Here is a 12189-nt window from a genome sequence, read left to right on the forward strand (position 1 = left end):
TCAGTAGTTGAACTGGAGCTGGAGGCGCGTCACGTGCCCCTGCTCCTGCACATACGGGTAGCGCGACGAGGTGCGGTCCGCGATGACGTAGGCGGCCGTCAGCTCCAGCGCCTTCCAGATCTGCCACTCCGCGCCCAGCTCCAGCTCGCGCACGTCGTAGCGGGGGGCGTTGGTCTCGAACTTCTTGCCGCCCTTGTAGAGCGTGCCACGCACGTAGGGGATGAGCGACACGCCCACCACGCCGTCCAGCTTGTACATGAGCTGCGCGTAGCCACCCTGCAGGCTCCGGCTGTCGATGAGCAGCGCCTCGTCCGGGAACGAGCCCAGCGACGGTCCGCGACCCAGGTTGTATTCGGCCTGGAAGCCCAGGGGCTGCGGGTAGACCGTCAGGCTGACGATGGCGCGGGCATCCACCATGTTGGGGCCACGCGCGAGCGCATAGGCCGCGTCATCCCGAGGGGACGCGCTGAGGTTGAAGCGGCCGTAGTAGGCGCCGGTGCCGACCTCCACGTACTGGGAGCCGAAGAGGAAGGGGTAGCTGACGCGCGCGACGGCGTGGGGGCTGTTGTTGCGCTCGGCGCGGTTGGCCGTCTGGCCGTTGTAGACGCCCAGGCCCACCACGCCGTAGTCACCGGAGCCCTTGAGGCCGCTGTCGACGAGGAACTTGAAGCGCTCGCGGATGTGCGAGGGCGCCCAGTAGAAGAACACGCCCACGTCGCGCTCGTCCTTCAGCGCGCTGTTGATGGCGTCGTTGCGGTCCAGCGCCAGGCGGTTCTGGCTGGACTGGAGGTTCTCGAAGCCGAACGGCACCTTCGACTGGCCCACGCGGAAGCGGAACTCCTTCTTCGCGTCCACGAAGATGTCCGCGTACCAGTCCCGCATGACGGCGACGTTGTACTGGTCACCGATGACGGAGGCGAAGTCCGGCTGCAGGTAGATGGACACGTGCGGGTGCACGTCCCCGAAGATGACAAGCCGCGCGCGGCGGATGCCGAAGCCGGTGTCCTTGCCCAGGAAGCGGTCGCCCTGGTCGTTGATGAGCGAGTCGTTGACCCGGAAGCTGGGCAGCCGGTTGTAGCGGACCTGCGTGTAGCCCCGGAGGCGGATGCTCTCGTACCAGGGCCTGGTCTTCTCCTTTTCCTTCTCCTTCTCCTCCGCGGGAGGCGGCAGGGCGGCGGGAGGCACGGGCGCGGAGGGCGCGACCTCGCCCGTGGGAGCGGACTCGGGCGGAGCCTCCTGGGACAGGGCGGAGGAGGAGAAGAGGAGCGCGGTACCAGCCAGCAGGGCCTGAAGGACGGAGCGGTGGGACGAGGCGAGGGTCATGGGTGCGTGGGAGCCGGGCGGGGAACAAGGAGGGACCCGCCTGGTCCCGATGTGGCGCTTCCGTTACCGAATGGCGCCGCCTTCCGCCACGCACCAACCCCTGTTGTTGCCACACCGTTACCGGCGACGCCGTCCTGTCACATGAACGAGCGAGCCGTGTCACACGTCCGTGACATGCCCCTGCCGCCCACGCCTTGAACGAGTCATTCCCAGGGGTTGGCCTGGAAAAGCAGGCCCGAGGCAACCGGCGTCACGCTTCCGCGACAATCCCCTCCGGGCGGCATTCATCCGCTCCCCGGCAGCCGTCCGCCGGGCACGCACCGGGTGTCTCCGTCACCCGCGAGAAGCGACATGACCTCGATTGGAAAGCCCGGTTCGCGCCCCACCTCGTCCCCCGTGAGCACGCAGCCGGCGAAGGCTCCCGTCACGGCGAAGCCCAACGCGGTGAAGGCCGCCGTCGCGCAGCGGATGAAGGACGGCTTTGACGCGGGCCCCCGTACGGGCGCCGCCTCCCGGCCGGTGCTGTCCGCGGAGATGCGCTCCGGTGAGGGTGCCGGGGGCATTGGGGGCGCCCTGGGCAAGGCGGCGGGCAAGGCGGCCGGCGGCATTGGAGAAGCGCTGGGCAAGCTTGCGGGCCGCGTGGGCAGCGCCCTCGCCGGGCCGCAGGTGAGCACGAACGCGGATGGCCGCACGGTGGTGGACCTGGGCGCGGGCAACAACACCGCGACGGTGTCGCAGAACAAGGACGGCGGGCTGACCATCAAGTCCGGCAGCGACTCGGTGACGCTGACCGCGGAGCAGGCCAAGGGCGCCATCATCAACGGCGGTGACGGCAACGACTCCATCACCGTGGACGAGAGCGTCACGCAGGACCTCACCCTGGACGGCGGCGCGGGCGACGACAAGCTCACCGGTGGCAAGGGCAACGACACGCTCATCGGCGGCGCGGGCAACGACACCATCCTCGGCGGCGACGGCAAGGACACGCTGAAGGGCCAGGACGGCGACGACTACCTGGAGGGCGGCGCGGGTGATGACCGCATCCAGGGCGGCGAGGGCCGCGACGTGCTCTACGGTCTGGACGGCAACGACGTGCTGTCCGGCGGCAGTGGCCGGGACTACATCGACGGCGGCGCGGGTGATGACCGGGCCTCCGGCGGCGCGGGCGACGACCAGGTCATCGGCGGGCGCGGCAACGACACGCTGTCGGGTGGCTCGGGCAACGACGCGGTGGCGGGTGGCGCGGGACAGGACAGGGTCCGCGGCGGCACCGGCACGGACAAGCTCTACGTGGAGGAGAACGAGACCACCGCCGACGCGGCCGAGGGTGAGCGCGAGATCGTCGACATGACGGACGCCGACCAGCGCGGGCGCTCGGTGACGGTGTCGGGCAGCGCGGACTTCCAGGCGCGTGTGCAGTCGGACCTGGACGCGATGCGCTCGCTGCCTTCGGGCCAGGAGCTGCTGCGCACGCTGGATGACAGCGGCCACACCACGACCATCAAGGAGACGTCCAGCGGCAACTCCGCGTCCGCGCAGAACAAGGACGACGCCTGGTTCAACGCGGACGGCACGCCGGGCAAGGGCACCAACGGCACGGTGAACTACAACACCACGCGCATCTCGCTGGGCAGCGAGGACTGGATGAACCGCCCGCCCGTCGTCGCCCTGTTCCACGAGCTGGTGCACGCCTCGGACTACGCCAACGGCACGCTGGCGCTCGGTGAGAAGAACGGCGTGAACAACCGAGAGACGTCCGCGGTGGGCCTGCCCATCGACCTGGATCAGGACCCGTCCACGCCGGACGTGGTGCAGGGCGGCCGCCCCGGAGAGAACGTCCTCCGCGACGACCTGAACCTGCCCACCCGCCCGCGCTACTAAGACCTAGGGGGCGCGCTGCTCCCGCTCGGCCTTCTGGATGAGCTCCAGCAGGGAGCGCAGGTGCGGCTCCGTCACCGGCTCCACCAGCCGGACCGAGTGCCTCCTCCCGCCGTCGTCCTCGATGGTGACGGCGTAACTCGTCCGGTCCGCGCCCCGCTGGGGGGAAGCCCCCACGGTGGCCGGCTGTTCGAAGAAGCGGGCCTCCCGCACCTCCCTCTGGAGCGCCTCCGCCGTGGCGGGAGGCAGGGCCGTCAGGTCCACGGTGCGGGGCCTGGAGAGGCCCGGGAAGAAGGCGAGGCCTCCCTCCCGTTTGAGCTCGATTCGCATTCCATCGACTCCAGGTCCTAGTGCTTGCGCTGCACCGGCTGCGCGGCCTGCTTCTGCACCTGCGGCGTCCAGGCCGGCTGGCCTGCCCGCTCCTTGGAGACCTTGATGCCCACCTGGTTCCAGGCGTCACGCACGATCTGCTCCTCGTCGCCGCTGCCGTAGAGCCGGACGGTCGCCGTCACGGTGAGCCGGGCGAAGGAGAGGAACGAGGCGTTCGGCTTCAGCCGGGGGTCGCGCAGCGTCTCCAGCCAGATGAGGCCGGCCTTCTCCCACGCGTAGCCCTTCAGGTTGGTGGCCGCGAGGCAGAAGGCCTTGTTGGGGATGCCGGAGTTGATGTGCACGCCGCCGTTGTCCTCCCACGTGTTCACGAAGTCCTTCATGAGGGCCGGCTGCGGATCCTTGCCGAGCACCGGATCATCGAACGCGGTGCCGGGGTCCTTCATGGAGCGCAGGGCCTTGCCCTTGACCTTGTCCGTGAGGAGCCCCTCGCCAATGAGCCAGTCGGCCTGATCCGCCGTCTGGTTCAACAGGCGCTGCTTCACGAGCGAGCCGAAGCAGTCCGACATGTGCTCGTTGAGCGCGCCCGCCTGGGAGAAGTAGGCAAGAGGGCCCTCGTGCTCCGTCACGCCGTGGGCCAGCTCGTGCCCGATGACGTCCACGGAGATGGTGAAGCGGTTGAAGAGCTCGCCGTCGCCGTCGCCGAACACCATGCGCTCGCCGTCCCAGAAGGCGTTGTCGTAGCCGCTGCCATAGTGGACGTGACCGTTCAGCGGCATGCCGTTGCCGTCAATGGAGTTGCGCCCGTAGACGTCCCAGTAGAGGTCATACGTCGCGCCCAGGCCGACATAGGCCTCGTCGACCGCCGGGTCTCCGGTGTCGTCCGAGCCTTCCGTGCGGACCACCGTTCCTGGAAGGGCTTCGGTGTTCTTCACGTCGTAGATGGTGCGCTGCTTTTGGCTCTCCACGACCATGGGGCCGGGGATGAGGCGCTTCGCAGCCTGGGGCGCGCCGCTGGTGGACAGGCGGATGGCGCGCAGGGTGTTGTCGATGGAGAGTGTCCGCAAGGCCCGCGCGCGCTGCTGCGCGGAGCCGTTCTGCGCAATCTGCCGGCTGACGTACGGCGGCAGGATGCAGTGGTGGGAATGCCAGATTCGGGTGTTGCAGCACATCACCGTTCTCCTTCTGAAGGGGGTACCAGAAGACGATGGTGATGGCGGCGGGCCGTGCTCGGGACACGGCACGGCATGGGCTCGCTGGTCGCCAGGGAGCCCATACGGCGCCACGCGCTCAAGCCTGCTCGCGTGGTGTCAGGGTTTGTGCAGGACGGCCGTGTCCCCCACCATCCACAGCTCCGACGAGGACGGCGCCCACACGCCCCGCAGGACGCGGCGGGTGCCGGTGGTCTCCGCGTTCCACTTGCCGCCGTCGAAGCGAAGCAGCGTGCCGTTGTCGCCCACCGCCCAGACCTCGGTGGCGGAGCGTCCCATCAGCCCGTTGAGCTGTGAGGTCGTGCCGCTGGCCACGGGGAGCCAGAGCGCGCCGTTGTAGCGCAGCAGCGTGCCATCCGCGCCCGCCGCCCAGACGTCCGACGGCCCGCTGCCCCACACGGCCTTCAGGGCCTTGTTGGTGCCGGACGTCATCGTGCTCCAGGCGGTGCCATCCCAGCGCAGGAGGGTACCCGCGTCGCCCACCGCGATGGCCAGCGAGGGCCCCTGCACCCAGACGGCGTTGAGCGTCGCCTGGACCTCCGTGGGCTTCCGCGTCCAGGTGGTGCCGTCGAAATGGACGGCCTGGCCGGACGCGCCCACCGCCCAGATGTCCGTCGCGGACGCGCCGTGGATGGCGTTCAGCGCCAGCGACGACTCCGCGGTGTATTGCGTGACGAAGCGGGCCCCGTCGAACCGGTAGATGCGGTCGTGGAACGAGGACGTCACCCAGACCTCGGCCAGGGAGGCCGCGTAGACGCCCGTCACGTCGTCGAAGGGGGAGAAGTCCAGCTGCGGCTCGATCCAGCCGCCGCCGTTCCAGTGCAGCACGCGGCCCGGGTCACCCACCGCCCACACGTCCGACGGCCCCGTGCCATGGATGGCCCGCGCCACCCTCAAGGTGCGCAGCGGGGCCTGGGAGGTCCACGCCTGCCCGCTCCACTTCTGCACCTGCCCGCCCGAACCGAAGGACCACACGTTGTCAGGCCCGCTGCCGGTGATGGGCCCCACGGCGTCCTCGTCCGTGTCCGTCCACTTCGTGCCGTTGTAGACGTAGCCGAAGTCCTCTCCACCCGACAGCACCAGCGAGGGCGACGCGGCGTACACGTAGAACAGCTGATCCGACGAGCGCAGGGACTGCTCGATGCCCGCGGGCGTGGTGCGGAACACCTGGCCGTAGTCGTCGCAGAGGATGCAGGGGTCATCCGAGGCGACGGTCCAGACGTCGTTCGGACCGGTGCCCGTCACCTCATGGAAGTCGATGGCCGTGGTGCCCGCGTCGATGCCGGAGACCGCGGCGCCGTCGTACCGGCGCAGCGTCCCGGACTGTCCCACCATCCAGACATCCGAAGGCCCGCTGCCCCACACGCCGTTGAGGTCCTTCGTCGTGGACGCGTCCACGCCCTGGAAGCCGCTGCCCTGGTCGCGCCGCACGGTGCCGTTGGCGCCCACGGCCCAGATGTCGCCCGGACCGGCGGCCCACACGGAGTTCAGGTCGCGCGTCGTCCCGGAGCTCACGGGCGAGAAGGCCCCGCCCGTCGTGGAGTGGAGCACGGTGCCGCCCGCCCCCACCGTCCACACGTCCGTCGCGGAGAGGGCGTGCACGTCGTGCAGCGACGTCAGCGTCCCGCTGGCCACGCGCGTCCAGCGCGTTCCATCCCAGTGCTGGATGAAGCCGTCCTCACCCACGGCCCAGCCGTCATTGGCCGCGCTGAAGTGCGCGCCCTTGAAGCTGTAGCCATGGGGCAGCGGATACTCCCAGCACCAGCCGTCACTGCACTCGCGGTTCTCGGCGGGGATGCCGCAGGTCTGCGCCACGCCGCGCCCGCCGCACACCTCCGGCGCCGCGCACGTGCCGCAGGAGACGGTGCCACCGCAGCCATCGGGTTCGGTGCCGCACTCGTTCCCGGGGCTGCACGCCGTCTTGATGTCGGGGCAACCACAGACATTGTCCTCGCCGCCACCGCCACAGGTCGAGGGCGCCGCGCAGGTGCCGCAGTCGAGCGTGTTTCCGCAGCCGTCCGTCGCATCGCCGCAGTTGAACCCCCGCGACTCGCACGTCCTGGGAACGCAGTTGTCATCATCGTCCCCACAGCCGGCGGCGAAGGTCGCCACGCAGAGGAGCACGAAGGGGAGGGTCACCCTCCAGGAGTCGTCACGAGACATGGGCATCTCCAGACCGGACGCGGGACTGAACCCCGCGAAACCACGGGGGCGTGGCTCCGGTGCGGAAGTAAGGTTGCAAACGGCGGTCCGGTTGGATCGTCCGGACGTCCAAGCCCCCTCCTTTCGCGGATGCGTCATGCTCGACGTGTGGCGTCAATCCAGCGTGGTGCGTGAGCGCGCGAGCGCCGCGCCTGCCACCGCCAGTACGAAGAGCCCCAACGCGAGCAGGTCGTTCCCCATGTCCGCGAGCACCTGTTCCTTGAGCAGCGCGCCCCGGACGATGCGCAGGAAGTGCGTGACGGGGATGATTTCGCCCAGCACCCGCGCCCACGGCGGCAGCCCCAGGAAGGGGAAGGCGAAGCCGGAGAGGAAGATGGACGGCAGCATGTAGAACATGGACATCTGCATCGCCTGCAACTGGCTGCGCGCCACGGTGGAGATGAGGTAGCCCAGCGACAGGTTGCCCACGATGAACAGCACGATGCCGCACGCCAGGGCCAGCCATCCCGCGGGTGTGCGCGCCATGGGCACCGAGAACAACCCCCGCGCCATGCCCAGCACGACGACGGTCTGCACCAACCCCACGACGACATAGGGCGTGAGCTTGCCCACCATGATCTCCGCCGGGGTGGCGGGCGTGGACAACAGCGTCTCCATGGTGCCGCGCTCGCGCTCGCGGGTGACGGCCATGGCGGTCATCATCACCAGCGTCATGGACAGGATGATGCCCAGCAGGCCCGGCACGATGTGGACCGGGGAGCGGCTCTCCGGGTTGTAGCGCCGGTGCACCACCACCTCGAAGGCGGGCGCGGTGGACCGGGGCGCCCCCAGCCCCAGCCGTTCGTTCCGCAGCGCCTCCGTGGGCAGCACGCTCACCGCGGCGAGCGCGCCTGCCGCGGCCTGCGGGTCGGACGCATCCGCCTCCGCGAGGATTTGAGCGCGCTCGCCCTTGAGCACCCGCCGGGTGAAGTCCGGCGGGATGGTGATGCCGAGCATCACCTGTCCCCGGCGGATGAGCTGATCCAGCTCCTCGTCGGAGCGCGGCAGGTAGCGCACGTCCACATAGCCGGTGCGCTCCAGCGCGGCGACGACGGAGTTCGCCACCGTGCTGGTGTCGTGGGACAGCACCGCGGCGGGCAGGTGCCGGGGATCCATGTTGATGGCGTAGCCGAAGATGAGCAGCTGCATCACCGGCATGAGGAGGATCATCGCGTAGGTGATGCGGTCGCGCCGCAGCTGCGTGAACTCCTTGAGCAGCACGGCCAGGATGCGCGGAAGCGAGCCCGTCATGACGTGTACCGTTCGTCGCGCTCGCGACCCATGAGCTGGATGAAGACGTCCTCCAGGGAGGGCGTCACCTCGCTCCACCGGTAGGGCTCCTTGCGCCAGGGGACGAGCGCGGCCTCCAGGGCTTCACGCTTCAACCCGCTGACGTGCACGGCGGCGCCGAACGCGGAGGCGCTGAGCACGCCGTCCGCCTGGGCCAGCAGGTGCGCCGCGCGGTCGATGCCCGGCCCCTCCCCCAGGAACGTCACCAGCCCGGAGTCGCGGATGAGCGCGTCCGCCGTGCCCCGCGCGATGAGGCGCCCGTACAGGATGTAGCCGATGTCGTGGCAGCGCTCCGCCTCGTCCATGTAGTGCGTGGACACCAGCACCGTGAGCCCGTCCGCGGCGAGCGTGTGGATTTCGTCCCAGAACTCACGGCGGGCCTTGGGGTCCACACCCGCAGTGGGCTCGTCCAGCAGCAGCAGGCGGGGCTCGTGCAGCGTCGCGGCGGCCAGGGCCAGGCGCTGCTTCCAGCCGCCGGAGAGCGCGCCCGCGAGCTGGCCTCTCCGGTCGAAGAGCCCCAGCCGGTGGAGCGTGTCCTCCACCCGCTCGCGCCGCTGCTCCAGGCCGTGGACGCGCGCGACGAAGGACAGGTTCTCCTCCAGCGTCATGTCCTCGTAGAGGGAGAACTTCTGCGTCATGTAGCCCGTCTGGCGCTTGATGGCGTCGCCCCGGGCGCGGAAGTCCAGGCCCAGCACGGTGCCTTCGCCGCTGTCGGGCGTGAGCAGTCCGCACAGGAGCCGCAGCGTCGTCGTCTTGCCGGAGCCGTTGGGGCCCAGGAAGCCGGTGATGCGTCCGGCGTCCACGGCGATGGAGACGTCCCGCACGACGTGCCGGTCGCCAAAGGACTTGTTGAGCCCGCGCACGTCGATGGCCCGCTCGTTCATCGGTCCGCCTCCACGGGTGCCTGCTTCAGCGGTGTCACGTCGATGGGCTGCCCGGGCAAGAGGCGCGTGGGCGCGGAGGGCACCGCTTCCAGCAGGAACACCAGCTTCTGCCGCGTCTCCAGGCTGTAGATGATGGGCGGCGTGTACTCCGGGCGCGAGGCGACGTAGTCCACGCGCGCCGTCATCCCGGTGTCGCAACCGTCGCAGGCGATGGCCACGGAGGTGCCTGGCGGGAAGGACGCCACCCTCCCCTGCGGCACGTAGAAGCGCACCTTCAGCTTCGCGTCCGGGATGATGCTGACGACGGGGGCGTTGGGCATGGCCCACTCGCCCTGCTGGAAGAGGACGTCCTCCACGCGGCCCACGACGGGGGACACGGGCGCCAGCTCCACGACCTGTTGCTCCGCGGCGGTGACGCCCGCGCGTCCGCTGGCGAGCTGGGCGCGGACGACCTCCAGCTGCGCGCCCGCCGCCGCCACGTCCGTGCGGGCCGCGTCGCGCTGGGCGTGAGCGCGTGTCGCCGTCGCGCGCAGCAGGTCCAGCTGCTGGGGCGTCACGGCGCCCTCGATGGCCTTCTGGACGGCGACGAGCCGGGCCAGCTCCGCGTCCGCGCGGTCCGCCTCCGCCTGCGCGGCGACGAGCGAGGCGCGGGCGCGGGCCACATCCGACTGGCGCGCGAGCAACTGCGCTTCGATCTGCCCCACCTGCGCCCGCGCCTGGTCGGCCCGCGCCGTAAGCGACGTGGGCTCCATGCGGAACAGCGGCGTGCCCACCTCCACGCGTTGTCCACGCTCCACCGACACGGACGCCACCATGCCGGCCACTGGCGAGGACAGGTAGACGTTGTCGCTGACGACGAAGCCGGTGAAGCGCGGCGGCGGCTCCGGGGCCGGCCGCCGCAACCACAGGATGCCGCTGATGATGACGGCGACCAGCACCGCCCCCGCGACGATGCCCCGCTTCGAGTGTTTCCTCTTCCTGCCCGGTCCCGACACCCGTGCCTCCTGGCGCGGCCTCGCCGCGATTGGAGCGCCCCCCGAGCGCGGCGGGGCCACGCTACGCCTGCCTCGCCCAGGGGGTCCGCGTCCGGCTCACGGGCCTGTCCTGAACCCGTGTCCTGGCGTCACCTTGAGCACTGGGCGTGCCAACACTGAACGCCAGGGGAGCCCCCGGGGGCAGGCCCCTCACCTGTTCGAAGTTCCGGCGCCGGACGCCGGGTCGCCGGAATTCCAGACACACAGCGCGTCAAAACATACCAAGCGGATTGTCATTTTTTACATGGAAGTCATGTAAAGGGAGTTTTGATCCACTGCACATGTTTCGCGGTGTCATGCGGCCATTGGCTGCGAGGGAGAGGTATGCGGAAGCTGTCCATGATGGGCGTGATGCTGTTCGGCGTTCTGGGTTCAGGGTGTCAGGGCGAGGACTGGGAGCAGCCCCCCCACGAACAGTCCGGCGGCGCCGAGGCAGCCGTCACCGCCACGCGGCAGGCGGTCGTCTCCCCGGAGCTCGCGGCGTCGCTCACGTGCGTCGAGACATATGTCGGCGCGGGGACCTGCGACTGGGCACACTGGAGCGAGCTGTGGGAGACGTGCCAGACCTACGAGCACGCGGAGCTCGAGGACGGCCTCTTCCTGGATGAGGTGCAGGCAGAGAACTGCACGGCGGCCAACTGGTCCGCGCTGCGCGAGCAGCTCATCGCCCCGCGCGCGCCGCTCGTCCGCGTGCGTGAAAGCTGTAACGGCGGCTCCCAGGTGATTCAGGAGGCTCCATCCAACGGCTGCCACACCCTCCCGCAGGCCGCGGGCGCTTCCTTCGTCGACGTGCCCATCGGCAAGGCCGTGACGCTCCATGCCGCTGGGGACTGCACCGGCGACTCGGTCACGGTCGAGACCGACACGAACCTCTGTGAGACCTCGTTCGGGAGCGGCGCGAGCGCGAACGACCAGGTGCGTTCGTTCCGGATCCAAGACGTCGAGGCGCCCCCCTCGGAGCACCGCTACGACTGTGCTGGCGATGAGTCGACCTGCGTCAAGAACAACAACAACGCCAACAGACTGGCCGCCATCAACAAGAAGCACACCGTCAAGGTCGTCCGCATCACCCTGGATGGCAGGACGACGCCCGCCCTCAGCACCATCCAGAACTCCATCCGCGACGTGTACCGCCACTACGCCGTCGCGTCTCGCGGCCAGGTGAGCCTGGAGTTCACCGGCTCGCAGACCGTGCAGGTGACGAGCAGCAACTGCACGACGGCGAAGAACCAGGCCCGCCAGAAGGCCAACTCGAGCGCGTTCCTCACGGTGTTCGTGCTGCCTGGCGGGATGTGCTCCACCTCGAACGCCGGCTCGCGCAGCGTCTTCCTCAAGGGCACCCTGGTGCGGGACTATGCCCATGAGATCGGGCACGTGCTCGGCCTCGCGCACAGCAACGTGCGAGACCCCTCTACCCAGGTGGTCAAGTCATCCGCCGACTCAAGCAGCTTCATGAGCACCTTCGCGGCGGACAACTACAACCTCCCGCAGCTCCACTGGCTGGGGTGGACGAAGAAGGAGGAGCTCGTCAGGATCAACCCGGCCATCGACAGCAGTGGCTCCACCGAGGTGACCCTCCGTCCGGTGGGCACCAACCCGGACAGCACCAGCAGCCTCCCGCTGGGCGCGGTCTGGGAGATTCCTGGCACCGAGCAGCGGCTGTTCATCGCCGTCCCGAAGCCGCGCCTCAACGGCACGAATCAAATCGAGGGCGGCACGGTGTTCGCGTACCAGGCCCCCAAGTGCGTGGGCTGCACGGGCATGGCCATGGGCACGATGCAGCTGGCGCGGTTCAGCGCCAAGGCCGTCAATGAGCACAAGGCGAGCGACATCTTCATCAAGCCGGTGGGCTACACGAGCAGCTTCGTCCAGGAGAACGGGAAGAGCGTCGAGGTGTTCACCTCCGTCACGCTGCGCATCCGGAAGTAGCGACCGCCCTCGGCACCGGGAGTGTTCGGATTTCCGACGCCCGGTGCCGGGTCTCCGAACACGAAGGGGGCAGAGAGGAGGAGGCCCCAGGGCACACGGGCTGGGGCATCC

9 protein-coding genes are annotated in these 12189 nt (G+C 69.6%); 2 read left to right on the plus strand and 7 right to left on the minus strand.

The genetic code is table 11. From position 1 onward, the window contains the following. Positions 1 to 1323 carry a porin gene (locus D7X30_RS15495; RefSeq protein WP_120563672.1) on the minus strand — a complete coding sequence of 441 codons (1323 nt, stop codon included), beginning with the start codon at positions 1321 to 1323 and terminating at the stop codon, positions 1 to 3. Between the two features lie 351 nt (positions 1324 to 1674). Here D7X30_RS15495 and D7X30_RS15500 point away from each other — a divergent pair, with 351 nt between their 5' ends. Beyond that, positions 1675 to 3204 carry a M91 family zinc metallopeptidase gene (locus D7X30_RS15500; protein WP_120563673.1) on the plus strand — a complete coding sequence of 510 codons (1530 nt, stop codon included), beginning with the start codon at positions 1675 to 1677 and terminating at the stop codon, positions 3202 to 3204. Between the two features lie 3 nt (positions 3205 to 3207). On the opposite strand, the gene D7X30_RS15505 is transcribed toward D7X30_RS15500, so the two are convergent. From D7X30_RS15505 to D7X30_RS15530, 6 genes are all read right to left on the minus strand, one after another. After that, positions 3208 to 3531 (minus strand): protealysin inhibitor emfourin, encoded by a 324-nt coding sequence (locus D7X30_RS15505; protein WP_120563674.1) that lies wholly within the window; start codon positions 3529 to 3531, stop codon positions 3208 to 3210. A gap of 17 nt (positions 3532 to 3548) precedes the next feature. Next, positions 3549 to 4700 carry a M4 family metallopeptidase gene (locus D7X30_RS15510; protein WP_120563675.1) on the minus strand — a complete coding sequence of 384 codons (1152 nt, stop codon included), beginning with the start codon at positions 4698 to 4700 and terminating at the stop codon, positions 3549 to 3551. Positions 4701 to 4838: 138 nt separating this feature from the next. After that, on the minus strand, positions 4839 to 6902 hold the full coding sequence (locus tag D7X30_RS15515; protein ID WP_147443201.1) for a hypothetical protein: 2064 nt from the start codon (positions 6900 to 6902) through the stop codon (positions 4839 to 4841). A gap of 153 nt (positions 6903 to 7055) precedes the next feature. Then, a complete protein-coding gene (locus D7X30_RS15520; RefSeq protein WP_120563677.1) occupies positions 7056 to 8192 on the minus strand; it encodes an ABC transporter permease in 1137 nt (378 codons plus the stop codon). Further along, the gene (locus D7X30_RS15525; protein WP_120563678.1) at positions 8189 to 9115 is read right to left on the minus strand and encodes an ABC transporter ATP-binding protein; all 927 of its coding nucleotides are present in this window, start codon (positions 9113 to 9115) and stop codon (positions 8189 to 8191) included. The genes D7X30_RS15520 and D7X30_RS15525 overlap by 4 nt, the downstream gene beginning before the upstream one ends. Then, positions 9112 to 10110: an HlyD family secretion protein gene (locus D7X30_RS15530; protein WP_147443202.1), complete on the minus strand. Its 999-nt coding sequence runs from the start codon at positions 10108 to 10110 to the stop codon at positions 9112 to 9114. Before D7X30_RS15530 ends, D7X30_RS15525 begins: the two co-directional genes overlap by 4 nt. 363 nt (positions 10111 to 10473) lie before the next feature. On the opposite strand from D7X30_RS15530, the gene D7X30_RS15535 reads away from it, so the two are divergent. Then, a complete protein-coding gene (locus D7X30_RS15535; protein WP_233591576.1) occupies positions 10474 to 12078 on the plus strand; it encodes a hypothetical protein in 1605 nt (534 codons plus the stop codon). The last annotated feature ends 111 nt before the right edge of the window (positions 12079 to 12189 follow it).

This window comes from Corallococcus sp. AB011P, assembly GCF_003611605.1.
GTDB lineage: Bacteria > Myxococcota > Myxococcia > Myxococcales > Myxococcaceae > Corallococcus > Corallococcus coralloides.

Bases quoted from the DNA above. Each gene is read 5' to 3' on its own strand.
- D7X30_RS15495 (WP_120563672.1), bottom strand. From the start codon at position 1,323: ATGACCCTCGCCTCGTCCCACCGCTCCGTCCTTCAGGCCCTGCTGGCT.
- D7X30_RS15500 (WP_120563673.1), top strand. From the start codon at position 1,675: ATGACCTCGATTGGAAAGCCCGGTTCGCGCCCCACCTCGTCCCCCGTG.
- D7X30_RS15505 (WP_120563674.1), bottom strand. From the start codon at position 3,531: ATGCGAATCGAGCTCAAACGGGAGGGAGGCCTCGCCTTCTTCCCGGGC.
- D7X30_RS15510 (WP_120563675.1), bottom strand. From the start codon at position 4,700: ATGTGCTGCAACACCCGAATCTGGCATTCCCACCACTGCATCCTGCCG.
- D7X30_RS15515 (WP_147443201.1), bottom strand. From the start codon at position 6,902: ATGTCTCGTGACGACTCCTGGAGGGTGACCCTCCCCTTCGTGCTCCTC.
- D7X30_RS15520 (WP_120563677.1), bottom strand. From the start codon at position 8,192: ATGACGGGCTCGCTTCCGCGCATCCTGGCCGTGCTGCTCAAGGAGTTC.
- D7X30_RS15525 (WP_120563678.1), bottom strand. From the start codon at position 9,115: ATGAACGAGCGGGCCATCGACGTGCGCGGGCTCAACAAGTCCTTTGGC.
- D7X30_RS15535 (WP_233591576.1), top strand. From the start codon at position 10,474: ATGCGGAAGCTGTCCATGATGGGCGTGATGCTGTTCGGCGTTCTGGGT.